The sequence below is a fragment of the Ruegeria sp. R8_1 genome, assembly GCF_017743815.1.
Classification (GTDB): Bacteria; Pseudomonadota; Alphaproteobacteria; order Rhodobacterales; family Rhodobacteraceae; genus Ruegeria; species Ruegeria lacuscaerulensis_A.
This window is the reverse complement of record NZ_JAGHRL010000003.1, coordinates 505,102-530,339: the sequence shown is the minus strand read 5'-3', so window position 1 is coordinate 530,339 and position 25,238 is coordinate 505,102. Positions and strand designations below refer to the sequence as shown.

The window sequence follows — 25,238 nt, the reverse complement described above, 5'->3', positions numbered from 1 at the left end:
GCCTGGATTGAAAGGCCGGAGGCGAGAGAGATATGCGGATCAGCATAGTTGCGGTCGGGCGATTGCGCGCCGGACCCGAAAAGACCCTGCTTGACGATTACCTGACCCGATTTGACCGGACCGGCCGCGCGCTGGGCCTTGGTCCCGCGCGGGTGATTGAGGTTGAAGACAAAAAAAACGCAGGCATGGGGGCCGAGGCCGCGTTGCTACGCAAGGCGCTGCCCAAGGGCGCGGTGATCTGTACGCTGGACGAACGGGGGCGAGCAATGTCCTCGCCAGATTTTGCCAAAAAGCTGGGCGGCTGGCGCGATGCCGGGCGGCAGGATCTGGCGCTGATCATCGGCGGAGCGGACGGAATAGACCCTAATCTGCGGGCAGAGGCGGATTTTTCGATCTCATTCGGGTCGATGGTCTGGCCCCACATGTTGGTCCGTGTGATGCTGGCCGAGCAACTTTATCGGGCCGCGACCATTCTCTCGGGCGGCCCTTATCACCGGGTCTAATATGGCGCAGCTTTTGATCGTCTACCATTCGCGTACCGGTGGGGCCCGGCAAATGGCCGAAGCCGCGGCGCGGGCCGCGCGGGATGAGGCGGATGTGGTTCTGAAAACCGCGGATCAGGCCGGACCGGAAGACTTACTGCAAGCCGACGGCTATATCTTCTGCGCGCCTGAGAATCTGGCCGCTGTTTCGGGTCTAATGAAAGAGTTCTTCGATCGCAGCTACTACCCGGTTCTGGGCCGCATTGAGGGCCGCCCCTATGCGCAGATGGTTTGCGCCGGGTCCGATGGCGAAAACGCCGCCCGCCAAACCGCCCGCATCGCCACCGGCTGGCGGTTGAAAGTGGTGCAGCCGCCTTTGATCATCTGCACCCATGCGCAAACGCCCGAGGCGATTCTGGCCGAGAAAACCATCCCCGACGCTCAGTTGGTCAACTGCCGCGAATTGGGCTTGGCCATGGCCGCCGGGTTGGCGATGGGGGTCTTCTGAACTCAGTTCAGATCGACCACAAAGGTCTCTTTGGCCCAGCCATCCGTGTTGGTGCGGGCTTGTACCTGCACCCGCGTCACGCCTTCGGGAATCGCCACGCCGCTGAGGGATCGGGTAAACGGTTGTTCATTCTCATGCGGGTGATGCAGTACGCGCATCCCTAGCTCTTTCCCCTCCATATCCAGCACACGCCAGCCATCGGCGTAGTCATCCCAACCCGTTTCGGGATGGAGGACGGTGACATCGAATCGCCATGTCTCACCGCTCTGTTTGGCAGTGACGGCCTCGATCACGGGATCATCGGCAAGGGCGGGGGTGGCCAGAAGGGCGGTCAAAACAAGATATCGCATGATTTGAACTTAACCTCATTGATGCAGAGTGGTGATCACGATCCGGTGTTAAGCAGTACCGTGCGCGAATGCGATGCGAACTCGCGCCGATACAGCATCGCCAGTGTCGCCACGGTCCCCGCAATCAAAGCTACAGGTCCCAGAATCCACGCCACGGCCGCCAGTGCGAAATACGTCGCCCGCAGGCCGCGATTAAAGGCGCGGGCAGCGGTGACGCAGATCTCGGCTGCTTGCCCGGCACGGGGATAAGCGGTGGGATCATCGGGGTCATTCGGGACGGCGGCCATCAGCACGGCGCAATAGCCAAACAATCTATGCGCCCAGACATATTTCAGAAAGGCATTGGCCAAAAACAACAGGATGATCAGGATCTTGACCTCCCACACCAACGCGGGTGCGGTCCCCAGGGCCAGATCCTGCGCCAGTCCTGCCAGCCGTTCGGTATTGCCCAAAAGGGCCAGCCCACCCCCGATGGCGATCATCGTAGTCGAGGCGAAGAATGTGCTACCCTGTCGCATCGTGCCCACCACTTGCGCGTCGAACATGCGTGGTTGGCGCGTGACCATTTCCTTCATCCAGTCCCGGCGATAGCCATCCATGATCATCCCGACCGAGGGTTTTTCAGGGGACGGGTTTTCGATCCGCCAGCCGATCCACAGCCACGCGCCGATCAGCAAGGCGATGCCGACAAAATCGAGGGGCGCGAAGGGCAGAGACTGATCAATCCAGGACATAAGCGTGACACTAGGTTGTGACGTTAGAACTTGCCAGATCAGAAAATTGGTAATATTATTTTACCAAACTGGAGGGCCGCCATGGAAATGCCAAAGCCAAATCCCGACATCCTGCGTCGAAAGGACGTAGTTCTGCGCCGATTGCAGCAGGTTTTGCCAGAAGATGCGGTGATCCACGACCCGGCCGAGACGCGCGCGTATGAGTGCGACGCGCTGACGGCTTATCGCTGCCCTCCGATGTTGGCGGTGCTACCATCTACGACGTCTGAGGTCTCGGACGTGCTGCGCATCTGCAATGAAGAGGGCGTGCCGGTGGTTCCGCGCGGCTCGGGCACGTCGCTGGCAGGCGGGGCATTGCCCACGGCGGACAGCGTCATTCTGGGCATCGCCCGAATGAATGACGTTCTGGAAACCGACTATGATAACCGCTTCATCCGCGTTCAGACCGGCCGTACCAATCTGAGTGTGACAGGTGCCGTGGAAGAAGATGATTTCTTCTATGCCCCCGACCCGTCGTCGCAGCTGGCCTGTGCGATTGCGGGCAATATCGCGATGAACTCGGGCGGGGCACATTGCCTGAAATACGGTGTGACGACGAACAACTTGCTGGGCGTCACGATGGTGATGATGGATGGCAGTGTGGTCGAAATCGGCGGCGCGCATCTGGACGCGGGCGGGCTGGACTTGCTGGGCGTGGTTTGCGGATCCGAGGGACAGTTGGGTGTCGTGACCGAGGCAACCCTGCGCATCCTGCGCAAGCCCGAAGGTGCGCGGCCCGTTCTGATGGGCTTTGATGATAACGAAGTTGCCGGGCAATGTGTGTCTGACATTATCAAATCTGGCATCCTGCCGGTGGCGATCGAGTTCATGGATACGCTGTGTATCAAGGCGTGCGAGAACTTTGCTCAGGCCGGCTACCCCGACTGCCACGCCTTGCTGATCGTCGAGGTCGAAGGGTCCGAGGCCGAAATCGACTATCAGCTGTCCAAGATCATCGAGATCGCCAAGAGGCATAACCCGGTCGAGCTGCGCGAGAGTCAGTCGGCGGAGGAAAGCGCCAAGATTTGGCTGGGCCGCAAATCTGCCTTTGGCGCGATGGGGCAGATGAACGACTATATGTGCCTCGATGGGACGATCCCCGTGTCTGCTCTGCCGCAGGTGCTGCGCCGGATCGGAGAGCTAAGCGAAGACTATGGCCTGCCCGTGGGCAACGTGTTCCACGCGGGCGACGGCAATATGCACCCGCTGATCCTGTTCGATGCCAATAAACCCGGCGATCTTGAGAAATGCGAAGCGTTCGGGGCGGATATCCTGAAGCTTTGCGTGGATGTCGGCGGATGTCTGACCGGCGAACATGGTGTGGGCATCGAAAAGCGGGATCTGATGTCGCATCAATACGCGCATGCGGATCTTGAGGCGCAGATGGCCGTCAAAGATGTGTTTGATCCGAACTGGCTGTTGAACCCGGCCAAGGTGTTCCCATTGGATGTGTCTCAGCCCCGCCGCGATGCGCGGATCGCTGCAGAATAGGCTCTAGCAAAGAAGAAATGTGATGAAACCCAGGACTGAGGCCGAGCTGGCCGAAGCAGTGGCCGGGCTGCAGGGCCCCGTGCGAATTGCAGGCGGTGGATCCCGCGGGATCGGTGGGCCAGAGATGACTATCGAAACCGGCGGACTTAGCGGGATCACCCTGTACGAACCGGGCGCGCTGACGATTGTGGCGCAGGCCGGCACCCCGTTGGCCGAGATCGAGGCCGCGTTGGAGGCCGAAGGGCAGCAACTGGCGTTCGAGCCGATGGATCATCGCGGTCTGTTGGGTACGAATGGTGCACCCACCATTGGCGGTGTCGTGGCCGCCAATATCTCGGGCCCGCGCCGCATTCAGGCCGGGGCCTGTCGCGATTTTCTGTTGGGCGTGCGGTATGTCGATGGCAAGGGGCAAGTGGTCAAGAATGGCGGTCGGGTGATGAAGAACGTCACCGGCTATGATCTGGTCAAGCTGATGGGCGGGTCGTGGGGCACATTGGGTGTGTTGACCGAAGTGTCGCTGAAAGTGCTGCCCAAGCCACAGGCAGTGGCGACGTTGGCAGTGCGAGTTGCCGATGCATCCCGTGCGGTGGGGGCATTGTCTGCGGCCTTGAAATCCCCTTTCGAGGTCGCGGGTGCGGCCTATGATCCGCAAGACGGTCATGCGTTGCTGAGAATTGAAGGTTTCGCTGACTCCGTGGCGTATCGCGTTGGGCAGTTAAAGTCGATTTTGGCGGAATACGGGGATGTCGCGGAGCGCGACGGTTCGGCCGAGATTTGGCAGGCCATTCGGGACGTATCGGCGTTTCACGGGCATGATGGAGATGTATGGCGGATCTCGGTCAAACCCTCGGATGCGCCTGGGATTGCGGCGCGGCTTGGGGCGGATCAGACGCTGTTCGATTGGGGCGGCGGGCTGATCTGGGCGCTGGTGCCCAAAGGCACGGACCTGCGGGCACGTCTAGGGGCATTTGACGGTCATGCGACCTTGGTCAGGGCAGAGGCCGAAACGGTTGAGGCCCTGGGGCGGTTCCAGCCGGAAAGTGCCGGAATTCAGGCTCTGACACAGGGCATTCGTCAGCGTTTCGACCCGCGCGGATTGTTCAATCCGGGATTGATGGGGTAGGCCGATGCAGACGACATTCACCGAAAAACAACTGCAAGACCCGGCGATCCAGCGCTCGAACCAGATTCTGCGCAGTTGTGTGCATTGCGGCTTTTGCACCGCCACATGCCCCACCTATCAGGTGCTGGGGGACGAGTTGGACAGCCCCCGCGGGCGGATTTACCTGATCAAGGACATGCTGGAAAACGAGCGTGTGCCGGATGAAAAAACGGTCAAACATATCGACCGCTGCCTGTCCTGTCTGGCCTGCATGACCACCTGTCCATCCGGTGTGCATTACATGCATCTGGTCGATCACGCGCGCGAATATATCGAGCAGAAGTACAAACGCCCCTTCACCGACCGCGCCCTGCGCTGGGTGCTGGCGCAGATCCTGCCTTATCCGATGCGGTTCCGCTGGGCTCTGATCGGGGCCAAGCTGGGCCGTCCGTTCAAATTCCTGATGCCGGATGCGCGGTTGCGGGCGATGCTGGATATGGCGCCGAAGCATATCCCTCCGGTCAGTCGCAATGATGACCCGCAAAGCTTTGCTCCCAAGGGTGCGCGCAAAAAGCGTGTGGCGCTGATGACGGGATGCGCTCAGAAGGCGCTGAACACTGATATCAACGATGCCACCATCCGCCTGCTGACCCGGCTGGGCTGCGAGGTCGTGGTGGCCGAGGGCGCGGGTTGTTGTGGGGCGCTGACGCATCACATGGGCAAGTCCGATGACAGCCACAAAGCGGCCGCTGCCAATATCGGCGCTTGGGTGGCCGAGATGGATGGGGATGGGTTGGATGCCATCGTCATTAACACGTCGGGCTGTGGAACGACCGTGAAGGATTACGGGCATATGTTCCGCAATGACGCCTTGGCCAAGGACGCGGCGCGGGTGTCGGATATTGCCATGGATATCAGCGAGGTGCTGATGCAGTTGGACCTGTCTGAGGGCGCGGATAAGGGCATGACTGTCGCCTACCACGCGGCCTGTTCCCTGCAGCATGGTCAAAAGATCAAGACCTATCCAAAGGATCTACTGAAACGAGCGGGTTTTTCTGTTGTTGAACCCGCCGACAGCCATCTGTGTTGCGGCAGCGCGGGGACGTACAATCTGATGCAGCCCGAAATCTCGGGCAAGCTGAAACAGCGCAAGGTTAGAACGTTGGAGGCCAAGAACCCCGACGTTATTGCCGCAGGCAATATCGGATGTATGATGCAAATAGGGTCGGCCACCGAGGTTCCGATTCTGCATACGGTCGAACTGCTTGATTGGGCGACCGGAGGTCCGTTGCCGCGGGCTATGCAGCAGGACCGCAGGCCAGACCGAGAGGTGCCGATCTTAAGGTAGGTATCTGATACGGCAGTGCCAGACTGTCGCGATCGGATTCAACCCGACAAGCAAGCGCCCTAATTTCGCCCCACGTGGCGCGTAGGAGGAAACGTACCAAGCAACGTCGGAGAAGCGCTTGCGAGACTGGTTGAAGGTTCTGACACTGGCTTTGATGCCGATGGCTGCGATTGCGCAGGATTCCAGGTTGAAAAGCCTGGATACGACTGATGCGGGCCGCGCGTGGATGGCGGTTGGACGCCTGGATATTGGCGGAACGGGGTTCTGTACAGGCACGTTGATCTCTCCGACGCTGGTCCTGACGGCCGCGCATTGCCTGTTTGACAAAGCCACAGGTCAGCGTGTGGATTTGTCCGATGTCGAGTTTCTGGCCGCGTGGCGACTTGGGCGCGCATCTGCCTATCGCGCCGCGCGTCGAGCGGTTGTGCATCCGAAATACCAGTATGGCGAAGATGCGACCGCAGCCCGCATCGGCAATGACATTGCGCTGATCGAGTTGTGGCAACCGATCCGAAACACAACGGTCGTTCCTTTTGAAACAGGTGATCGCCCTGCCCGAGGGGAAGAGGTTGGTGTCGTATCCTACGCGCGAGACAGGGCCGAAGCTCCGGCGCTGCAAGAGGTGTGCTCGGTCATGAGCCGCAGGTCCGACGTTCTTGTCATGTCTTGTGACGTAGAGTTCGGGTCCTCTGGTGCGCCAGTATTTTCCTTCGAGGGTGATCGCCCTCGCATTGTGTCCGTGGTCGCCGCAAAGGCAGAATTTGACGGACAGCGCGTAGCGGTCGGAACAACGGTCGAAGATTCTCTGACCATTCTGCAAAGGGAATTGTCGGCGGGTCGTGGCTTTATCGCCAAGACCCCGCAGGGCGCCGCGCGAAATAATGTTGGCGCAAGGTTCGTCAAACCATGATCCGTGCATTGCTGACTGCCTTGTGCTTTATCGGTCTAGCGACCGCATCCTTTGCACAGAGCGCAAAGCGAAAGCTGACTGACCGGGATGATCTTTATGGTTGGGAGGCTGTGGGGCGTCTGGATATCGGCAACCGAGGGTTTTGCACCGGTACTCTGATCGCGCAGGATATTGTCCTGACCGCTGCCCATTGCGCGCTGGATCGGGGAACCGGCCAGCTATACGCGCCGGGCCAGTTAACCTTTCGGGCTGGGCTGAGCGATGGTGAGGCACTGGCAGAGCGCAAAGTCGAACAGATCGCCATTCATCCCGACTATACCAAGCACGGTGGGCTATCGGCCGAGGCTGTTCGGATTGACGTTGCGCTGATGCGGCTGGATCAACCGATCCCGTATTCCGTGGCCAACCCTTTCGCCCTGCACAGCGGGCGCGTTTTGGGCAATGAGGTCAGCCTTGCTTCGTACGGGCGCGGCCGGTCCGAGGCGATAACGCGGGAACGCTCTTGTCGAATTCTGCGGCGCCATCAGGGATTGATCACGTTCAATTGCGATATCACCTTTGGGTCGTCCGGTTCGGCCTTGCTGGCCCGGAGCGGGTCACGCTGGCAGATTCTCTCCGTCGTGTCCGCTGTTGGCAGCGACGGGAGGCAAAAGGTCGGGTTCGGGATGGAATTGTCCGGAATAGTGTCGGAATTGAAGGCCGCGCTGCGTCGGGACGCCCCGCAACCCAAAGCCGAGATCCGACGCTTGCAGGTCGGTTCGGGCAAGTCCAATTCCGGCGCGAAATTCATCAGCTCGGGCGGGGGTTGAACTCGGTCAAATCGTTACCCATCTGAACTGTATCGGGTCGCCAATGATGGGACCTGACACAGCAAACGCCCGTCCAAACCGGAGGGCATATCGTAGATCGCTCAGATGAGGATACACAACATGCGTAGTTTTGATTTTGCACCGCTGCACCGCGCCACCATTGGCTTTGACCAGATCGCCGACATGATGGATCGCGTTCTGACCAATGACGTGGCCCAGCCCAGCTATCCGCCTTACAACATTGAAAAAACCGATGCCGACACCTATCGGATTTCCGTCGCTGTCGCCGGTTTCGCCGAGGCCGACCTGTCGGTCGAGGTGAAGGAAAACGCCCTGATCGTGGCCGGCAAGAAGGCCGCTGAGGACAAGGACCGTTCCTACCTGCACCGTGGCATTGCCACCCGCGCGTTCGAGCGCCGCTTTGCGCTGGCCGACCACGTCCGCGTCACCGGTGCCAGCCACGAGAACGGCATGCTGAACATCGACCTCAAGCGCGAGGTGCCCGAAGCGCTGAAACCGCGCCGGATTCAGATTTCGTCTGGTCAGGCCATCGAAAAGGACGTGGTTGACGCCAAAGCCGTGAACTAAGGCCGTCCGACCACCGCGATAGTCCTGCCTCTCGGGGTTATCGCAGACTGCACGCCCCGCGTTCCTCCAGACGCGGGGCGTTGTTTTTGGGAGCGGGAGTCAGCTTTTTCCGCACCTAGACGGAGAAAGGCGAGACGTGGCGGAATAATCAACTTTCGAGAAAAATGTCGCACTAGGACAAATGTTTTTGATGTAGATTTTTCACTTCTTTATCTACTTTTGGAAGTCTGCAATTTTTTAGCAGTGTTTTCGGGTTGTTTGCTTTGAAATCTGTATTTTTACGTAAATCTAAAAAAATAATGTTTAAAAACAATATTCTGGATGGTGGAAAAAAGGTAGCCGTGGCCTTGATCTGGGCCGGTTTGGCTTTTTTCCTTCTCGTGTTTTACCTGCTCAATCTGACTGACGGATTGGAGCCAGGCGAAACGGGCATGTTGGTAGGGCGAGATTTTCTCAACTTATACACTGCGGGTGAATTGCTTGCGGCAGATCAGTATGAAGTCCTGTTTTCTCCTGAATCTTACATGCTGCTGATTTGGGAAAATTATGGCTCTGGCTATTCACATCACTATTGGTCCTATCCACCGACAATGTTTCTGCCAGCAAGTTTCTTTGGGATATTTGACTACTCACTTGCATTGACTATTTGGCATGTCTTCGGGGTATTTTTAATCTTATTGGCGCTAAACACGCTTAGGTTGCCTTGGTTCTGGACCCCGCTTGTAGTTTTGTCGCCAGCTGGCATCCTGAACTTTATTGGTGGACAGAATGGCAATTTCACCGCGAGTTTTATCGTTTTTGCGTTTGCTTTTGCCAAACGCCGACCAATTATTGCAGGGGTAAGCTGGGCCATTCTAACTATAAAACCGCATCTGGGCGTTTTGGCTGTCCCAATGCTAATTGCTCGACGCCAGTGGTCTGTGATCTGCGCTGGTAGCGCAGTGTTTCTTTTTATTTTAGGGGTGAGTGTTTGGGCTTGGGGCTTTGAGCCTTGGGAGCTGTTTTTTACACACACAGTCGATCAGCAGCAAAGAGTTCTTGAAGAATGGGGCGGGCTAATGCTCGCACTTGTACCGACAGGTTTTATGCAAGGCCGTGTACTGGGTCTGAGTGCTGACTGGGCATATCGGTTGCATGCTGTTTACGCGGTGGTTGGAATCCTATTGGCAATTCGCGCTTGGCCGAAAGATGCAGAAAATGTCCGTCTTGGTCTTACATGGTTTGTTTTGAGCACGTTTTTAATTCTCCCGTACAGCTTCCTCTATGATCTAGTAATCTTTCAGATTGTTCTGGCTCTTTGGCACAAAGACGGAGGAGAGCTGTTTCGGTCCAAAAGGATGGATCCAGATTTCTTTTGGGTGATCTGCTGGCTATCACCAGTGCTAAGCTTGGTTCTCGTTGAATTGACGAATTTGCAAGTGTTGCCGCTCCTATTTGCGTTTCTGCTTTGGAAGCTTGGAAACACCCGATTGAGTTAGCAAATTTGCAATGACTTCTTGCCCCAGCAAGTCGCGCTGCAACTCATTTGTAAATACATCGATGCGGTAGCTTTCAAATGCTCAATAACGTACCCGCTTAGTTGTAACATATACACAAGATAAAAACGCCCTGCATGACGTCCACGCAGGGCATTTTTCGCAATATTTTTTGCTTTAATTCCCAGCCGAAACCGACCCGATCGACCAGAACATCGTCTCGCCCGAGGCATCGTCGACGCCGTCATTGTCGGTCATCACAAACGCCTCGCCCGAGGGCAGGATGGCCAGACCTTCGATCTTGTCCAGAACGTAACCGCCGGTCGAGGTCAGGTCGGGCAGCAGGTCGCGAACCTCTTCCTTGCTGACCACGGGCAGGTCGCCGCCCAAGGGGGCCGGGGTCATTTCGGACAGCGGGATACGGTAGACCTTTTTGGTCACCGCGCGGTGGTCGTGCTGGTTGTCGCGCTCGATCACATAGACATGGTCACCGAAGGCCACGATTTCCGACAGGCCGACCCAACCGGTATCCGGGTCCGCTTTGGGGTAGTGAACCGCGCCCCATTCCTTGGTCTCGAGGTTATAGGCCACCAGTTTCACGTGGTTGTCCGGATCGTCCTTCCATTCACGCTGCACGGCCATCCACAGGGTGTCGCCGACGCGGGTGATGCCTTCGAACCCAAAGCGTTTTTCGACCGCCATCAGTTCGGCAGGCAGGCCGATCTCGCCCTTACGATCCTTGATCTTGCCCTCGGCTGAAACGTGGTAGATCGCGTGCGGGATCACACGATCAGTGCGACCTTCCGAGGCGACGTAGAACCCGCCATTGCCGTCCAAAGTGATGCCTTCAAGGTCCAGCTTTTGTGCTGGGTTGCCATCCTGACGGTGGATGCGGATCACGTCGACGATGCGGGCGGGTTGCTGGCTGGGATCGATCTTGAAGATCGACGGCTGGAAGCCGTAAAAACTGTCATTGACCGCATAGATCATGCCGTCCTCGTCGGCCACCAGACCGGACAGCGCCCCCCATCCGATCAGCTCATCCGCGCCTTCCGATGTCAGATGCGGGTAAGCGGCGGGGGCGTCCTGATATTCAAAGATGCTGACATGCGCGCGCGGGCCGCCATCTTCGATCAGGTCTTTTTCATTGGCCGAGATCAGCAGGTTCCGCTCGGGGATCGCCACATAGCCTTCCGGGCCAACGCCCGAAGGCAGCAGTTGTTTCAGAACCGGGTTCGCCGGATCGGTGGCGTCATAGACCCCCACGACCGAGGCGCGCTCGGCCCCCACAAAGATCATCGGCGTGCCGCCAAAGGTGGCTGCGGTCACGCTTTCCGGCTCAACGCCTTTGCTGTCCGAGCGTTTGTCAGGGTAGTGGCCGATCTGGATGATCGCCTTTTCGAACTCGGTGCCGTTTTCGTAAACAACGGTGCCGTCCTTGTGGAAGATCGTCCAACCACGCGAGCCGCCCTCATAGTCGCCTTCATTGGCGGTGGCGAAGTGGTTGTCGTCGATCCATTTTACCGCGTCGGGTTCGCGCAGGCGGCCCGGCTGGCTTTCGGTGAAGATCAGCGCGCCGCGCTCATCCGTGGCGTCGATGCCCTCCAGATCCACGCTGCCAGCCGAGAAATGGCTGATCACGGTGCCGTCTTTGGCAACAACCGCGATGTGGTTGTTTTCCTGCAGCGTCACGACGGTTTCACCGAGGCCGTTGATATCCACGAATTCAGGTTCGGGGTCGGTCGGCGCAACCTCGGCCAGGCCGGTCAGCGAGGCCATTTTCATGCCTGTGCAATCCAGCGCGCCATCTTTCAGCGGCACCAGCGCCAGCTCACCCGCGGGCAGCTGTGGGATGATGCCGTCGTTCAGGTCTTCGTCCCGCTCATTTTCGATCGCCACGGCGACAAAGCTGGCATCGGGTGCGATGGCAACACTGTCAGGCTGACCGCCCAGATCACAGGCGCCGGTTTCGGCCTTGCCCGCGATATCGACCGAGATCAGCTTACCAGACGGCGCGGTATAGCTCTCCGAGGTGTTCACGCCGACAAAAGCGGTTTCACCGACGATGCCCACGGATGTCGGCTCACCACCCACCTCCATTGCACCCAAGGGCGCAGGGTTCGCGGGGTCGGTGATGTCGACCATGCCGATCACGCCCAGCGGGCTGTCGGTGTAGACCAGCGTCATGCCATCTGCGGTCGCCGCGATAATCTCGGGCGAGGTTTCGCGGGTGGTGTCCGCGCCTTCGGCCATGTTTTTCACCACGGGGAAGGATGCAATTCGGTTGAAATTCATCTCTGCCAAGGCCTGACCAGCAGTCAGAGCAAGGGCAGATGTCAGGCAGACAGTGCGCAACGACATCGGTGGGTTTCCTCTTTTCACACGGATGCGAGGGGGATGGACCGGGATCGTTGCGGTGTTGTGACAGTTTGGCTTCAGTTTTGTGACAAACGCGGCCACTACCGGGGCAGTGGCCGCGAAGAGTTAGACCGAAAGACAGACGTATTTCATCTCAAGGTAGTCTTCCATTCCATGATGGCTGCCTTCGCGACCCAGGCCGGATTGTTTGACACCGCCAAAAGGCCCCACCTCGGTCGAGATGATGCCCGTGTTCACGCCGACTATGCCATATTCCAATGCCTCGGCCACCTTGTAGACGCGGCTCAGATCCTTGGCATAGAAGTAAGAGGCCAGACCAAAGATCGTGTCATTGGCCATGGCAATCACGTCATCTTCGTCCTCGAATTTGAACAGCGGGGCCAGCGGGCCGAAGGTTTCATCCTGCGCGACCATCATGTCCTGCGTCACGCCAGTTACGATGGTGGGCTGGAAGAAGGTGCCACCCAGATCATGCGGCAGACCCCCGGTCAGAACGGCACCGCCCTTGTCGGTGACGTCCTTGATATGCTCTTCGACCTTGGCGACCGCCTCTGCGTTGATCAGGGGGCCCGTGGTCGTGCCTTCGGACAGGCCATCACCAATCTTCAGCGCCTCAACGGCGGCTTTCAGTTTAGCCGCGAAAGCGTCATAGACACCTGCCTGCACGTAGATACGGTTCGCGCAGACACAGGTCTGACCATTGTTGCGGAACTTGCACAGCATTGCGCCCTCGACCGCGGCATCCAGATCTGCGTCGTCAAACACGATGAACGGCGCGTTGCCGCCCAGCTCCATCGAGCATTTCATGACCTGATCGGCAGCTTGTTTCAGCAGGATGCGGCCCACTTCGGTCGAGCCGGTAAAGGTCAGTTTGCGTACGCCGGGGTTTTCGCAGAACTCCTTGCCGATCTCGCTGGCGCTGGAGGACGGCAGCACGTTGAACACGCCCGCCGGAATGCCAGCCTGTTCGGCCAGAACGCCCATGACCAGCGCAGACAAAGGTGTTTCCTTGGCAGGGCGCGCAACAAAGGCGCATCCGGCCGCCAGTGCCGGCGCGGCTTTGCGCGTAATCATCGCGTTGGGAAAGTTCCACGGCGTGATCGAGGCTGCAACGCCTATGGGCTGCTTCAGAACCATGATCCGCTTGTCGCGCTGATGGCCCGGGATCATCTCACCGTAAACCCGCTTTGCCTCTTCGCCGAAGAATTCGATGAAGGACGCACCATAACCGATTTCGCCAATCGCTTCAGCCAGCGGTTTGCCCTGTTCGGCGGTCAGAATCTTGCCCAGATCCTCGGCGTTTTCCATCATAAGGTCGAACCAGCGGCGCAGGATAACTGCGCGCTCTTTACCAGTCAGTTTGGCCCATTCCTTTTGGGCTGCCTCGGCCTGCGCAATCGCACCTGCCACCTGCGCGCGGCTTAGGTCCGCGACCTCGGCCACGACATCTCCGCGCGCGGGGTTCGTGACGGCAAACGTGCCGTTGTCGCCGTCCACCCACTGACCGCCAATATAGGCCTTGGTTGCTAAGAGATCGGGGTTTTTCAGGATGGATTTCAGATCGGTTGTCGTGTCCAGCATAGCATGGCCTCCGGCAGGGATTTAGAATTGTCGCACACAAACAGGTGGGGTCTGGAATGTCTATGTCCACAACCCGGCAGGGATCAATCCAGATTTGATCAAAAGCGGCACCCGGGTGCGAAAGATCGCGCCTATCTTTTTCGGGCCGAGTTTGCCACAGTTTGCAGGAATTTGGCTGTTGGGGGATGTAAATGGATGTAACATTCCCTATCTTATTGGGTAATTGAACAAAAAAGGGGATAGTGCAGATGTCGAACCATAAATTTGACGCGTTGATCGAAGAAACGCAGTCGAAAGTCCGCGAAAGCCAGTCGCAGATCGAAAACCTGACCTCGCGCATTGACGCCGCCCGGGCCAAGATTGGCACGGCCGAGGCTGATATCGACATCGAAAACGCTACGCTGGAGGATGTGCACGCCCATACTGAAGTGATGAACGCCAATATTGCCGAGCTGATCATGGGGCTGGATGACGTCACCAACGCGTTTTCCAAGGATTTCGACGAGATGCGCTCGAAAACCGGGTGGGAGAGCTTTGTGGGCATCTTCGCCAAAGCCAAGTCCGAGTCGATGCGACAAGAACGGATGCGCACTGCCAACATTGACGACAAGCTGCAGGACCTGATCGCCAAATCCGATGTGATCGTGAAATTGCTGGAAGGGCAGCTGTCGGTGCTGGAAGAACAGCGCGTCAAGGTTGAAGACAATCTGACCGGCACGCTGGATGATCGCGAAGCCACCGTGGCCGAGCTGGAAGCCCTGCGGGCAGAGATTCAGGGCATGGACCCGACCATTATCACGCTGGAAAACAAGATCAGCGTCGAACAGGACGCCGCTGCGCGCACTCAGCTGGAGACTGAACTGGCCGAGCTGAACAAGCAATACAACGCCAAGGTTCAGGAGGAGCAGGTCAAGCTGGCCAAGTCCCAGACGCTGGAGCGCTATATCGAAAAGGGAAAGACCTGGGTCGATTCCCTGCAAAACCAGGCGGCGACGCAGATGGTGCTGATCAACAAGCTGCAAACAGACACGCAACAGCGCGTGGTGCTGTATGACGCCCTGACCAAATCGCTGAAAACCGCGCAGCAGCAGGACGTGGCCCACCGCATCAACGAGATCGGTGTGCAGACGGATCAAGAAGCGCAGACGGCAATGGCCGCCATCGGCACCGCGACCAACCAGAAGATGGCCGACATGCTCGAGGCGCATGAGGACCACATGGTCTTTGCCCGCGACGTGCTGGAGAAAAAGGCCAAGGCCGACGAACGCTTTGCCCGCCGGTTTGCCTCGATTGTCGAGAAGCATGACAAGAATTTGTATGGCGGATGAGACAGTCTAGTAGTCGTAAAACCGGAGATATCTGGCTTACCCTCCTTCTCATAGCCTCACCATTCGTAGCATTTGGTCTGGCTTACATACTTCTTTCACTTGAAGCTTTCCCGAGACTGGCAAACCTTCTTACTTTGTTTGTGTTTACTGTTGGCCCAATTTGTTTGGTGATTGGGTTATTGGCCCTCATCTTGTACCTTTTTTGGCTTATCGTCAGTCTTTCTTCCCGTATGAAGCAGCGGAGAATGAACCAAAGCGATCCTTCTGCCGATGACTGACCCCACCCAAGACCATGTCGGCCTGACCGACACCTTCGCCTCGCGCCGCTATTTCCGCAAATTCGAGGTGATCACCGTCCACCTCCTGCGCGTGGCTGCGACGATGGAGGCCGAGGGTGCGATCAGCAAGCAAGAGGTGCGGATCGTGTCGCGCTACCTCTCGGGGCTGCTCTACACCTTCCGGGCGCTCAGCATGAAATACCTGCTGGTCGGGCGCGATACGGGGCGGTTCTTTGGCAGCCTTGCGATGGACAAGCGCGACAGCGGGTTTCCGGTGGCGGCTGAGTTGCTGACCATGGCTAACGATGCGCAGCAGGCGCAGGTGCATCTGGCGAATATGCCCTCGGAAGATGATCTGAAAACCGACATGGTGCGGACGATCATTGGCGACCGGGACATCCCCACCAAGCTGCAATTCGCGCTGTCCCAAAGGCTCTATTACGAGGAATTGCTCAAGGGAGAGCTGTTCTGGGCCCGCAATGATCCCGAATGTCAATGGATCGGGAATGAGGGCGAGCGGCGCAAGTTCCTGCTCCATTGGGCGGTCTATGACAGCCAGATCAACCTGCCGGTTATCTACTTGATGCAGTTGGAGGACAGTGGTCGGACGGCCCTGCCCAAAGACCAACGTCGCTGGCCCGAGGTGCAGGCGCATCTGATGGCGCAATCCTTGGGCGGGTTGAAGCTGGTCACAATTGCCAAGGGCTTCGATCAGGATTTCGACGACCTGCACCCCAAACACCTGCGCCGCATCCATGTAGGTCCGATGTATTCCTCGGCCTATACGGAACAATCCGGGCCCTTGCGGCAAGTGCTGGAGGACGCTCAGGCCCCCGAAGGTCAGGATTGGGCGCTGGCCTGGACCATGGAACAGTTGGAAAGCGAGGACGTGATCGAAGAACGCGCCGGGTGGTTTTCGACCGTCGAGCGCGAGGTGTTCGCCTTGGACCCGTTCGGCGGGCAGGGGGCCGAGACCGGAGCTACGCAAACGCAGCGGTCGATCATCCTGCCCCAGCGCCCGTTTCAGGTTCTGGCCGAGCGCAGCCCGCCGGGGTTTGCTGATGTGCGCAAATTCGTGGTCAGCAAGACCGGGCAGGTGTTGCGCTATTAGTTTTTTCGCATCGGGCGGAAGTATTTTTGAACAGAAGAAGCAACGGCGGTTTTTGAAATGAGTTTGACGTCAGATCAGATGGAATTGCGCGAAGACGATATTCGCAAGCATTACCCGGCAGCGACCGCTTTGCTGAACGGGTTCGAACACGCGCCGCGGATTGCAAAACCCGTTGATACGGCGGTCGAGCGGTCGCCGGGTGTTCCGACCGGACGGCGGTTTAGATCCACGACTCCGGGGTTGGTGACGCGGCGCAGCGTGCGTGCGGACGGGGTGCATCTGGTTGAGCGGATCGAGGCTTCGGACGACGGCGATACGCTGGTTTCGCCGCCGCAGGCCACCACACAACAAGCCCTTCGCCGGGCGATTGCGATCGCTCTGGCCGTGGCCGAGGCTTATGCGGAACAGACCCCGCTGGCCGATCTGAAACGCGCCAACCTGGCGGGGGATTTGCCCGTGGCGCGCAAAACAGAATTCTCGGAATTGCTGACGGCCGAAGCTTTGATCACATCCCATACATTCGGGAATGCGCTGGCCTACCTGATGTCTTCGCATCTGGGCGAGACCACCGTCGACCTCGGCGAGATCGAAGAGGTTCTGACTGACAATGGTCAACTCGTTCTGCACGGTGCCCTGTGGGAGCTGGATCAAGTGTTGGCAAAACACGCCCCCGACGACGCGCATCTGATCGCGGCCACGAGCGCCTATGCCGAACAACTGATGGACAAGGCCGCCCTGCGCGCGCAGTCCGCGCGCCATATGGCCCCGTTCCAGAACGCCGCGTGGCATATTGAGGCCGACGACCTGACAATCCGGGGGTTTGAGCCCGCCTCCAAGGCCAAGTCCACCACCCTGACCATGACGTTCAAGAAGCCGAACGAGGTGGTGGGCAACCACATCGCCAAGTATCAGGCAATGAAGCTGGCCAAGATGCTGATGGCCTATGATTTCGACCGCCGCTTGAACCCGTTTGCGGAGCTTGGCGGGTTCATCTTTACCTTCATGGGCGACGGCAAACCGGGCACCGGCAAGACCACCCTGATTCAGATGATGGCCGGGCTGATCAATGACTACTGTCAGAACGCGGGCTATCCGTTCCGGTATCAGAACCTGAGCACCGACAATATCGACAGCTATCAGGGCAAATCCGGCCAGAACGCCAAGGCGTTTATCAACACGATCATCGACCCTTCGGTCATCGGGTTCGGCACCATCGATGATATCGACCAATTGGCAGGCAAGCGTGGCGACCGGCAGTCCAGCGCTGGGCAGTTGGAAATCACCGCCGTGCTGATGGAGAGTTTTGCGGGCGCCAACACTGTTGTGCGCGGCAATTGCACCTTTGGCATGTTCTCGAACTACCCCGAGAATGTGGATGACGCCCTGCGCCAGCGGGCGGGCGCGCGGTTTCTGGTGGACGGGCCGCAGACGCGCGAGGATTACATCGACATTCTGCATCTTCTGATGGGCCGCAACCACGACATCCCGCTGGGCGAACACGAAGCCTATGCCGCGCAGGAGATCAAGAAGGCCGTCGCCGCCAGTTTCGAAAGCCATTCCCGCCCGCATGAGGACGCTCTGCTGCAGGTCTATGACCGCGTGTCCGGCGAGATCGGCCAGATGGACACAATCGCCAAGCTGGGCACCTACCTCAAGGCGATCCAGCAGGCGGATGAGCGCTTCACCGGCCGCGCGATCAAGAACATCACCGACGCGGTCAAGGTTCGCGCGATGGATTTCGAACTGCCTGATGAGTGGATGGAGAACCCCGACCTGTTCCTGTTTCGCGACTACGACACCAAGAAGGCGATGATCGAAGACCTGCGCCAGCCGATCACGGTGGACATGGTGATGCAGGAAATCAACCGCTACGCCGACAGCGAATTCCGCTATGCCGACAAGAGCGATGAGGTCGCGATTGAGGCCGCCGTGCGCGACATGGGCCGGATGGAAGAGGCCAAGCGGCGGTATCTGGAGGGCAAAACATGACCGGTGGCCTGATCCTAATCTTCGGGTCGCTGATCGGTGTTTGCCTGTTTTTCGGCATCATGGTCGCCCGCCGCCGATCACCCTCCCGCCGTGCATTTGCGATGCTGGTGCTGATCGTTTTCGCAGTCACCTATATCTGGAGCGCCCTGTTTGAGATCTGGATCAACGGCGCGTCCGTTCTGCGCCCCGCCTCACTGATCCATGCTTTTGGTCCGGGTCAGGCGCCTTCACAATTCCTTGTGCAATCGTTGTTCTGGCTCGTCCCCGCGATGATCTTGGCCGGCGGAGCGTATGCAGTCACGCATCGCCGGAAAAAGGACGTAATGACATGACTTTAACTCTCGCAATCTCTGGTTTGGCGCTTGTACTGGGCCTGATCCTGCCCCTGCGTTGGGGTGTGTTCGGATTTCTGGGCGCCGTCGCGGTTCTGTATCTGACTCAGTTCGGTGTGAATGCAGGCAGCGGCTTTGAAGGCGCGTCGTGGGACGAGACCCTGATCCTGTTTGAAGGCAGTGTGGTGTCGTACATCGGGTTCAACCTGCAAATCACCGCGCGGGCGTTTGCGCTGCCACTGTTGGTGCTGGCAGTTGTGGTTGTTGGTCGTCTGAATAGAATGATGAGGTGACGAACTTGAGAGTGATCATCGCCGCAGTCTTATTTGCAGTCAGTCTGGCTGTATTTATGACCGCCACTATTTGCGGTTGGGACGGGCTGATGCCCGAAAACTTCCGGGTCATTCGTAGTTGTGGCGCAACGGACTCACCAAGCGAAGTTTTTCTGAGCTTCCTGCTATTTGGGTGTTTCCTCGGCGTGATCTTATCAATTTTGCTTCTTCTGGGGCGATGGGTTTTCAAAAGGTATCTTCCATGATCCGCCTCATCGAAAAAGGCCTGATGTTTGGCAACCTCGTCCACATTTCCAGCCCGGCCTTGGTCGAGCGGTATAACCGCGCATTGCAGCATCTGGCGGGCAAGACCACTGATCTGACAGATTTCCACGTGGATATCTCGGGCTATTCGCCTGAGATCGGGCAGGAATTGGACGACCCGCTCTACCTCAACCCCAACGGGGTCAACCGGCAGTTCATCCTGCTGACGACCGAGCAGAAACGCGCGCCTTTGCTGAACGTCAAATTCTCGACCTCGCGCGATATTCTGCGCGAGTTCATCGAGATGAATGAGGCGCAGTTGTTCGCCCTGACGGCCACGGATGCGGTGGCCGGAGAGCTGGTGAACTCGGTCTTCAAACTCACCACGCCCGCCGATCTTCTGAACCTGCGCAAGATTGAGATTGAAGCCGACACGGTAGGCGGCACTCTGCGCAGGGCCGAACAACTCGCAGGCATGGTCGAACAGTTCAAAACCCAAGAGGACGCCTGGTTCGACGATGTGCTGATCGCCAAAATGATCGAAACTGCCAAAGAAACCGGGGACGTCACCCGAAACCCTGTTCACCTGCGTCACACTGCGTTTGAACAGCGCAATTTCTGGACGGCGCATTTCGGCGGGCTCTACCTCTTCCCCGATCTGGACTATCCGGCGGCGATTTGCATAGGCGGCCGGGCTGATGATTTGCCGTTGAACCACGTGTTTGATCCTGCGCAGTGGCACCAGATTGCGGCGTTTCTGAACGACAACTCTCTGGTCGAAACCATTATCGAGGCGCGTGGCGTGAACTCAGCCGCTGTGTTGCAGCAAAAGATGGATTTCCTGACCATCCATGCCGCAGCTGACGCGGGCGTTGACCTGACCGGGCTGGACCGCAGCGATATGCGCCGTCTGGCCCGCAACCACGCCGATCACCTGCCCGAGGCCTATCATGGCCTGGCCCAGTTGCTGCGCTGGGCTAGTGACGGGGGGCCGTGGCCGCGGATCACCTCGGACCACCCGGCTTATTTCTATACGCTGCGCGCCGCCGACACGCCGAACCGCGATCTGGTGAACATGCTGTTGGCCGAATTGGCCCCGCTGGACCCGCGCCAGATGTTCATCTGCCACAAAGAGCTGTTCTACCAGACCTATTCCACCTGGCCGGACACCAAGAAAGCCTATGTTGCCGACTTCCTCGCGCGCGAGTATCAGGTGGACAAAGCCGGTGCCCGCGCCGCGCTGTTCGGCCATGAACCGGACATGACCGGCACCGACCGGGTCAGCGACGCGGTCATCGCGCGGGTTGGCCCCTGGGGCGCGGTAGGGAGAAGCTGAATGATCGTCGCAATCCGTTTTCTGATCCCCTTACTGGTCATTCTGACAGTGATTTATGTCGGGTTGTCGATCTATTCCCGTCTGATACGCCGTCGTAAACTGATCGCACATTGGGAAAAGAAAGGGCTGCATGGCGATCGTGACGCATTTCTGCAGCGGGGGATGCGGCAGTATGATAACTCGTTCCGAAAGAAACTGCTGCTGGGTGTCTATGTCATCCCGCTGGGGGGCATTGCCCTGCTGATCTATATAACAAATTTCATGTGAGGGCCGAATAGATGGTCTATATCAAATGGGCATTCATCATCGTCTTCTGGGGGCTGGTTGCCTCGGTTCTGGAATACACCCTGCCACAGCAGGATGTGGTGCGGATCGTCAAGACCGAGGTGCGGCGCGTCGATTTCGGTGAGAACTCGATCTTCTGGGCGCAGCAGGATACCGGGCAAGAGGGCGCGCAGACTGTCAACCGCGACGTGCGCTTTGTCGAAACCTTCCGCCCCAATGGCAAACCGCGTGTTTACCGCAATGAAGATACCGGCTGGGGATGGCCACCATACTTCAAGCTCGATAGTTCGAACCTGCAGGCCGAACTGACCAATTTGGTCTCGACTGCGGATAACCCGCAATGGGTGGTGCTGCGCCATTACGGCTGGCGCAATCAGTTAATGTCGATCTTTCCAAATGCTGTTTCTGTTCGCCCGGTCGATAGCCCCGATGTGCGGCTGATCCCTTGGTTCAACATCATTTTCCTGACCGTCTTTTTCGCGATCATCTGGGCCATATGGGTGCGTTGGCGCAGGTTCCGCGCGGCACGAGTCGATCCTGTGATCGAAAACGTCGAAGACGGGTTATACGCCGCCGGGGATGCGATTGGAGAACAAAGCAGCAGGTTCAGGAAGTGGCTGGATAGCTGGAAATCCAAGTAATCCCGTTCTTCTTTCGCGAAAGGCAGGACGGGGCCCATGGCCCCGCCGAACCCTTAACGCACCACGAATTCCGCGTGCAATGCCCCAGCGGCTTTGATCGTTTTCAGGATATCGATCATGTCGCGAGGTGAAACGCCTAGTGCGTTCAGGCCGGCAACAACCTCTGATAGTGTTGTTGCCTCGGGGATTTCGGCCAAACCAGTCCCTTCTTCTTCTTCGATCCCGGCTATCGTTCGGGGGACAACAACTGTTTCACCACGCGCAAACGGGTTGGGTTGTACTGCAATAGGGGCTTCTTCTACCGTGAGGGTCAGGTTCCCCTGCGAGACTGCAACGCGCGAAATGCGAACCTCTTGACCCATGACAATCGTGCCAGAGCGCTGATCCACCACGACGCGCGCTTTGGTTTCCGGCTCGACCAGAATGTTTTCGATCCGACCCAACGCATGCGCAGTCGAGATCGACTGTGTCGCGGCAATGTTCAACTCCACCGTGCCAGAATCTCGCATGATGGCAACGGGGCGGTTAAATTCCGTGTTGATTGCAGACTCAATCCGGCCAGCGGTAGTAAAATCCGGCTCTCTGAGCGCCAGCCGCATTTGCGTCAGCGACGAAAGGTCAAAATCAATCTCGCGCTCGACCCTCGCCCCAGAGGGGATGACGCCAGAGGTCGGAACCCCGCGCACGACAGACGCGGCTTCACCCTCGACAGCGGCACCACCGGCCAGAACGGTGCCTTGGGCGACCGCATAGATCTGACCGTCCGCTGCATTCAAGGGCGTCATGATCAGGGTGCCTCCTAAAAGACTGTTGGAATCCCCGATGGCTGAAACCGTCACGTCAATCTGGCCACCGACCCTGGCAAATGGCGGCAAGCTGGCGGTTACCAACACGGCGGCCACGTTCTTGGGTCGAAAATCCTCACCGTTCACGTTCACCCCCAAACGTTCGAGGATATTGGACATGATTTCCTCGGTAAATGGGGAATTGCGCAGCCCATCCCCGGTTCCGTTCAGGCCAACCACAAGGCCATAGCCGACAAGGTCATTTCCCCGAACACCATCAAAGTCCACGAGGTCTTTCAACCGGATCGCGCCAGCCGAGGCCAGACCAGGCAGCAGCATCAAAATGAAAACCAGAACTCTCATCTCAGGAAGTTCACCAGTGACAGGTTCGCGTTGCGAACGGTTACGGAATACAGGCTTTCCAATTGAAACTGGACTGTCTGTAGTTGCGCCGCGGTTTGATAAGGGTCCGCGGCAATCAGTTCGTTTCGACTGAATTCAAGGCTTGTCATTGCTGCGCTGTTGCGTGTCGCCGCCTGATCAATTCGGGCTTCTGCAGCACCGACCAGAGCGCGCAGGTTTACTGTTTCATTTTGCGTGTTGGCCAGATCGACACCCAACTGCTTGAACAGCGCGGTTCGTTGATCGCGGGGTAGGTTCAATGCGTTATCCGAGACCAGAGCAGCGACAGCGATGTCCCTGATCGCGGCCTTCAGCGCCGGGTCGGTCGCAGTTACCGGTACGTTGACGCTTTCATTCTCAGAAATTTGCATCGGAGAAAGCGTTGCAGCCGAACCTTGGTAAATAACCGCATCAAAACCCGTGGGGTCATTGAACCAGTCTTCCGCCGCCTGCCGAATATCTGTTGCCGTGACCAACCCGGTCAACTCGGCCTCAAGCGCTGTCAGAAGGGTATCTGCGGCCGGCAAGGGTGAGACATCCGTTGCTGTGCCTGAAAACAGACTGCGCCCCCCGGCACGGGTGTTCAGTGCTGACATGATCGTGTCCAGCTCATTCCTTGCCTGAACCGAGGCGTTTTCGTGGGTAACCGCTTGATTGGACGTGCCAAAAGACAAAAGTGCGGCGGTTATCTCTCCGACGGAATCGTCAATCGTCGTCAGGCTTAGCTGCATGGCATCGGTGAACAAGCTGGCCTCGGCAGTTGAGACTTTGAACGCCTCAAGCCGTGACAGACTGCGATCGAGATCAAGCAAATGAGAATAGTCCCCGTCCAGACGGCCACTGACGTCCTGCACTTTGCCCGTGGACATTTCGTAGGACAGAGTTTCGATCTGGGTTTTGATTTCGGTTGCGCGGCTTTTCAGAGTGAGGCCCCGCGCCAAATCACCTATAGATGTCAAAGTCATGATCACAACCTCAGCAAAGTTTCCATCAACTCATCCACGACCGAGATAAGCCGTGCGTTCGCTGAATAGATCTGTTCAATCTGGATCAGACGCTGAAGCTCCTGATCCGTGTCCACGCCTTGTTCTGCTTCGATCTTGGTCATCTCAAGCTGGGCGCTATTGGCGAAAGCCAGACGTTGACTGGCCGTGTGCGCATTCGCACCGGTTCTGGATAGAAGCGCTTCGGTCAGGTCGGATGCGCGCATGTCCCCGGTCCCGAAAGGGGACGCGGCTACCGGTCGCGCTTGCGAAAGAGCGGCCCCGAACGCCTGCAATTGCGTGGCGTTTCCGGGGTCTCCGGGGGTTATCGCCCCTAGGCCTGCGCGCAATTTCCAGCTTTGACCGCCGTTGTCAGGATCCACAACAGCATTCAGGTTAACCCGCGAGGCCAGACCGGCGGGTGCAGTTGGATCAAAACGATTGCCTTCATCAGTGAACAACCCCGGATCGGTGGCCAGCGCCGTAGGGTCCAGACCCGGTGTTTCAAACCGCTCGATCAGATCGCGCGCGACCGTGTCCAGATTACCCTGGGCCTCAACAGCAAGCTCATCGCGGATTTCGAACTCAGCAGCGAGAGCACCCCCTTTGATCTGCGCGTTGTCACCGCTGGTGCGAACCGGGTTTCCGTTCATCTGCAGGCCCGACAACAAGCCGTTTGCCACAGTCATATGGGGCTTGGTCTCGCCAGTTGTTGTGAACGTAAACTCGGCTGCTGTACCTTCAAGCAAGATCAACCCTCCATCCGAGTAGATGGACACCTGATCATTGGCTCGAGGCACAACATTAACTGGAATAACCTCGTTGACTTGATCGATCAGAACCTGCCTTTGGTCCAGCAAGGCCCCAATCTCACCACCGGCGTATTTGACGGCGGGAATCTTGGCATTCAATGCCTCAATGTCGGTCAACGTCTGGTTCAGCCTGTCGACAAATCGACCAATTGACCGATCCGCGTCCGACCGCAGATCACGCAGCCCTTCCGAGGCAGCATTCAGACTGTTTGCGAGATCGCGACCCGTGCGGGCAACCTGATCCAGACGCTCTGACGAGTCGGGCAGACTGGACGCGGTAATCAAGGCGCCGTCGAAATCGGCCAGTCGGGCTGCAAGGGATGTGGCGTCATCCGGGGTGCCGACAAGTCCCTCCAACCTGCTGTGAAAACCTGAAACGGTCGATTGACGTGCCAGATCGGCATCTGCGGTGCGGCGGTTGGCTGTCAGCACAGGATCCTGGTTTCGAACCACGCCGACGGTTCTAACGCCATGGCCAGAAATCGTGTTCGTCGTCAGTTCCAGACTTCTGCGTGCATAGCCGGGCGTTAGCGCGTTGGCGATGTTCTCGGACACTACCGAGGCGCCGCGGCTGGCGGCCGTAAGACCGCCAATGGCATTGTTCAGGGCCGTCGACATGTTCAT

Annotated in this window: 24 protein-coding genes; 17 read left to right on the top strand and 7 right to left on the bottom strand. The window is 58.2% G+C overall.

Translation table 11 applies throughout. The annotated features are described in order from the left end of the window. Positions 1–32 precede the first annotated feature (32 nt). Together rlmH and J7380_RS09970 are read left to right on the top strand one after the other, a co-directional pair. Complete coding sequence (gene rlmH, locus J7380_RS09975) at positions 33–503, top strand: 23S rRNA (pseudouridine(1915)-N(3))-methyltransferase RlmH (protein WP_209195586.1); 471 nt, start codon at positions 33–35, stop codon at positions 501–503. A gap of 1 nt (position 504) precedes the next feature. After that, positions 505–990, top strand: coding sequence for an NAD(P)H-dependent oxidoreductase (locus tag J7380_RS09970; RefSeq protein ID WP_209195585.1), 486 nt, complete (start codon positions 505–507; stop codon positions 988–990). A gap of 2 nt (positions 991–992) precedes the next feature. Here the strand turns inward: J7380_RS09970 and J7380_RS09965 are convergent, their stop codons facing one another. Together J7380_RS09965 and J7380_RS09960 are read right to left on the bottom strand one after the other, a co-directional pair. Next, complete coding sequence (locus tag J7380_RS09965; RefSeq protein ID WP_209195584.1) at positions 993–1,340, bottom strand: hypothetical protein; 348 nt, start codon at positions 1,338–1,340, stop codon at positions 993–995. Between the two features lie 35 nt (positions 1,341–1,375). After that, complete coding sequence (locus J7380_RS09960; RefSeq protein ID WP_209195583.1) at positions 1,376–2,074, bottom strand: DUF599 domain-containing protein; 699 nt, start codon at positions 2,072–2,074, stop codon at positions 1,376–1,378. An 81-nt stretch (positions 2,075–2,155) separates the two neighbouring features. Here J7380_RS09960 and J7380_RS09955 point away from each other — a divergent pair, with 81 nt between their 5' ends. From J7380_RS09955 to J7380_RS09925, 7 genes are all read left to right on the top strand, one after another. Further along, on the top strand, positions 2,156–3,604 hold the full coding sequence (locus J7380_RS09955) for an FAD-linked oxidase C-terminal domain-containing protein (protein ID WP_209195582.1): 1,449 nt from the start codon (positions 2,156–2,158) through the stop codon (positions 3,602–3,604). A 22-nt stretch (positions 3,605–3,626) separates the two neighbouring features. Beyond that, a complete protein-coding gene (locus tag J7380_RS09950; RefSeq protein WP_209195581.1) occupies positions 3,627–4,727 on the top strand; it encodes an FAD-binding protein in 1,101 nt (366 codons plus the stop codon). Between the two features lie 4 nt (positions 4,728–4,731). Further along, entirely contained in the window at positions 4,732–6,054 is a 1,323-nt protein-coding gene (gene glcF, locus J7380_RS09945; protein WP_209195580.1) for a glycolate oxidase subunit GlcF, read from the top strand. Positions 6,055–6,172: 118 nt separating this feature from the next. Further along, entirely contained in the window at positions 6,173–6,964 is a 792-nt protein-coding gene (locus J7380_RS09940; RefSeq protein WP_247742472.1) for a trypsin-like peptidase domain-containing protein, read from the top strand. Then, positions 6,961–7,773 (top strand): trypsin-like serine protease, encoded by an 813-nt coding sequence (locus J7380_RS09935; RefSeq protein ID WP_209195579.1) that lies wholly within the window; start codon positions 6,961–6,963, stop codon positions 7,771–7,773. The genes J7380_RS09940 and J7380_RS09935 overlap by 4 nt, the downstream gene beginning before the upstream one ends. Before the next feature lie 120 nt (positions 7,774–7,893). Further along, positions 7,894–8,361, top strand: coding sequence for an Hsp20 family protein (locus J7380_RS09930; protein WP_209195578.1), 468 nt, complete (start codon positions 7,894–7,896; stop codon positions 8,359–8,361). A 263-nt stretch (positions 8,362–8,624) separates the two neighbouring features. Continuing rightward, complete coding sequence (locus tag J7380_RS09925) at positions 8,625–9,839, top strand: glycosyltransferase family 87 protein (RefSeq protein WP_209195577.1); 1,215 nt, start codon at positions 8,625–8,627, stop codon at positions 9,837–9,839. A 174-nt stretch (positions 9,840–10,013) separates the two neighbouring features. On the opposite strand, the gene J7380_RS09920 is transcribed toward J7380_RS09925, so the two are convergent. Both J7380_RS09920 and J7380_RS09915 read right to left on the bottom strand, forming a co-directional pair. Beyond that, positions 10,014–12,197 carry an esterase-like activity of phytase family protein gene (locus tag J7380_RS09920; protein WP_209195576.1) on the bottom strand — a complete coding sequence of 728 codons (2,184 nt, stop codon included), beginning with the start codon at positions 12,195–12,197 and terminating at the stop codon, positions 10,014–10,016. 123 nt (positions 12,198–12,320) lie between these two features. Then, positions 12,321–13,796, bottom strand: a complete 1,476-nt coding sequence (locus J7380_RS09915) for an NAD-dependent succinate-semialdehyde dehydrogenase (protein ID WP_170353808.1) — start codon at positions 13,794–13,796, stop codon at positions 12,321–12,323. Between the two features lie 248 nt (positions 13,797–14,044). Here J7380_RS09915 and J7380_RS09910 point away from each other — a divergent pair, with 248 nt between their 5' ends. The 8 genes from J7380_RS09910 to J7380_RS09875 all read left to right on the top strand — a co-directional run bounded on the left by J7380_RS09910 (position 14,045) and on the right by J7380_RS09875 (position 21,632). Next, positions 14,045–15,124 carry a hypothetical protein gene (locus J7380_RS09910; protein ID WP_209195575.1) on the top strand — a complete coding sequence of 360 codons (1,080 nt, stop codon included), beginning with the start codon at positions 14,045–14,047 and terminating at the stop codon, positions 15,122–15,124. Between the two features lie 270 nt (positions 15,125–15,394). Next, positions 15,395–16,513, top strand: a complete 1,119-nt coding sequence (locus J7380_RS09905) for a hypothetical protein (RefSeq protein WP_209195574.1) — start codon at positions 15,395–15,397, stop codon at positions 16,511–16,513. 57 nt (positions 16,514–16,570) lie between these two features. Next, on the top strand, positions 16,571–18,502 hold the full coding sequence (locus J7380_RS09900; RefSeq protein ID WP_209195573.1) for an ATP-binding protein: 1,932 nt from the start codon (positions 16,571–16,573) through the stop codon (positions 18,500–18,502). Beyond that, on the top strand, positions 18,499–18,834 hold the full coding sequence (locus tag J7380_RS09895; RefSeq protein WP_209195572.1) for a hypothetical protein: 336 nt from the start codon (positions 18,499–18,501) through the stop codon (positions 18,832–18,834). The genes J7380_RS09900 and J7380_RS09895 overlap by 4 nt, the downstream gene beginning before the upstream one ends. Then, entirely contained in the window at positions 18,831–19,127 is a 297-nt protein-coding gene (locus tag J7380_RS09890; protein ID WP_170353801.1) for a hypothetical protein, read from the top strand. The genes J7380_RS09895 and J7380_RS09890 overlap by 4 nt, the downstream gene beginning before the upstream one ends. 241 nt (positions 19,128–19,368) lie before the next feature. Beyond that, a complete protein-coding gene (locus J7380_RS09885) occupies positions 19,369–20,706 on the top strand; it encodes a DUF6638 family protein (protein ID WP_209195571.1) in 1,338 nt (445 codons plus the stop codon). After that, positions 20,707–20,973 (top strand): hypothetical protein, encoded by a 267-nt coding sequence (locus tag J7380_RS09880; protein WP_170353799.1) that lies wholly within the window; start codon positions 20,707–20,709, stop codon positions 20,971–20,973. A gap of 11 nt (positions 20,974–20,984) precedes the next feature. Next, positions 20,985–21,632, top strand: coding sequence for a DUF1523 family protein (locus J7380_RS09875; RefSeq protein WP_209195570.1), 648 nt, complete (start codon positions 20,985–20,987; stop codon positions 21,630–21,632). A 53-nt stretch (positions 21,633–21,685) separates the two neighbouring features. On the opposite strand, the gene J7380_RS09870 is transcribed toward J7380_RS09875, so the two are convergent. Genes J7380_RS09870 through flgK form a run of 3 tightly spaced genes read right to left on the bottom strand, consistent with a single transcriptional unit; the run spans position 21,686 to position 25,238 of the window. Next, the gene (locus tag J7380_RS09870) at positions 21,686–22,780 is read right to left on the bottom strand and encodes a flagellar basal body P-ring protein FlgI (protein ID WP_170755354.1); all 1,095 of its coding nucleotides are present in this window, start codon (positions 22,778–22,780) and stop codon (positions 21,686–21,688) included. Continuing rightward, entirely contained in the window at positions 22,777–23,784 is a 1,008-nt protein-coding gene (locus J7380_RS09865) for a flagellin (RefSeq protein WP_209195569.1), read from the bottom strand. Before J7380_RS09865 ends, J7380_RS09870 begins: the two co-directional genes overlap by 4 nt. A gap of 2 nt (positions 23,785–23,786) precedes the next feature. After that, on the bottom strand, positions 23,787–25,238 hold the full coding sequence (gene flgK, locus J7380_RS09860; protein WP_209195568.1) for a flagellar hook-associated protein FlgK: 1,452 nt from the start codon (positions 25,236–25,238) through the stop codon (positions 23,787–23,789).

Excerpts from the sequence above, each read along its gene's own strand:
- rlmH (WP_209195586.1), top strand. The coding sequence starts at position 33 with ATGCGGATCAGCATAGTTGCGGTCGGGCGATTGCGCGCCGGACCCGAA.
- J7380_RS09970 (WP_209195585.1), top strand. The coding sequence starts at position 505 with ATGGCGCAGCTTTTGATCGTCTACCATTCGCGTACCGGTGGGGCCCGG.
- J7380_RS09965 (WP_209195584.1), bottom strand. The coding sequence starts at position 1,340 with ATGCGATATCTTGTTTTGACCGCCCTTCTGGCCACCCCCGCCCTTGCC.
- J7380_RS09960 (WP_209195583.1), bottom strand. The coding sequence starts at position 2,074 with ATGTCCTGGATTGATCAGTCTCTGCCCTTCGCGCCCCTCGATTTTGTC.
- J7380_RS09955 (WP_209195582.1), top strand. The coding sequence starts at position 2,156 with ATGGAAATGCCAAAGCCAAATCCCGACATCCTGCGTCGAAAGGACGTA.
- J7380_RS09950 (WP_209195581.1), top strand. The coding sequence starts at position 3,627 with ATGAAACCCAGGACTGAGGCCGAGCTGGCCGAAGCAGTGGCCGGGCTG.
- glcF (WP_209195580.1), top strand. The coding sequence starts at position 4,732 with ATGCAGACGACATTCACCGAAAAACAACTGCAAGACCCGGCGATCCAG.
- J7380_RS09935 (WP_209195579.1), top strand. The coding sequence starts at position 6,961 with ATGATCCGTGCATTGCTGACTGCCTTGTGCTTTATCGGTCTAGCGACC.
- J7380_RS09930 (WP_209195578.1), top strand. The coding sequence starts at position 7,894 with ATGCGTAGTTTTGATTTTGCACCGCTGCACCGCGCCACCATTGGCTTT.
- J7380_RS09920 (WP_209195576.1), bottom strand. The coding sequence starts at position 12,197 with ATGTCGTTGCGCACTGTCTGCCTGACATCTGCCCTTGCTCTGACTGCT.
- J7380_RS09915 (WP_170353808.1), bottom strand. The coding sequence starts at position 13,796 with ATGCTGGACACGACAACCGATCTGAAATCCATCCTGAAAAACCCCGAT.
- J7380_RS09910 (WP_209195575.1), top strand. The coding sequence starts at position 14,045 with ATGTCGAACCATAAATTTGACGCGTTGATCGAAGAAACGCAGTCGAAA.
- J7380_RS09905 (WP_209195574.1), top strand. The coding sequence starts at position 15,395 with ATGACTGACCCCACCCAAGACCATGTCGGCCTGACCGACACCTTCGCC.
- J7380_RS09900 (WP_209195573.1), top strand. The coding sequence starts at position 16,571 with ATGAGTTTGACGTCAGATCAGATGGAATTGCGCGAAGACGATATTCGC.
- J7380_RS09895 (WP_209195572.1), top strand. The coding sequence starts at position 18,499 with ATGACCGGTGGCCTGATCCTAATCTTCGGGTCGCTGATCGGTGTTTGC.
- J7380_RS09890 (WP_170353801.1), top strand. The coding sequence starts at position 18,831 with ATGACTTTAACTCTCGCAATCTCTGGTTTGGCGCTTGTACTGGGCCTG.
- J7380_RS09885 (WP_209195571.1), top strand. The coding sequence starts at position 19,369 with ATGATCCGCCTCATCGAAAAAGGCCTGATGTTTGGCAACCTCGTCCAC.
- J7380_RS09880 (WP_170353799.1), top strand. The coding sequence starts at position 20,707 with ATGATCGTCGCAATCCGTTTTCTGATCCCCTTACTGGTCATTCTGACA.
- J7380_RS09875 (WP_209195570.1), top strand. The coding sequence starts at position 20,985 with ATGGTCTATATCAAATGGGCATTCATCATCGTCTTCTGGGGGCTGGTT.
- J7380_RS09870 (WP_170755354.1), bottom strand. The coding sequence starts at position 22,780 with ATGAGAGTTCTGGTTTTCATTTTGATGCTGCTGCCTGGTCTGGCCTCG.
- J7380_RS09865 (WP_209195569.1), bottom strand. The coding sequence starts at position 23,784 with ATGACTTTGACATCTATAGGTGATTTGGCGCGGGGCCTCACTCTGAAA.
- flgK (WP_209195568.1), bottom strand. The coding sequence starts at position 25,238 with ATGAACATGTCGACGGCCCTGAACAATGCCATTGGCGGTCTTACGGCC.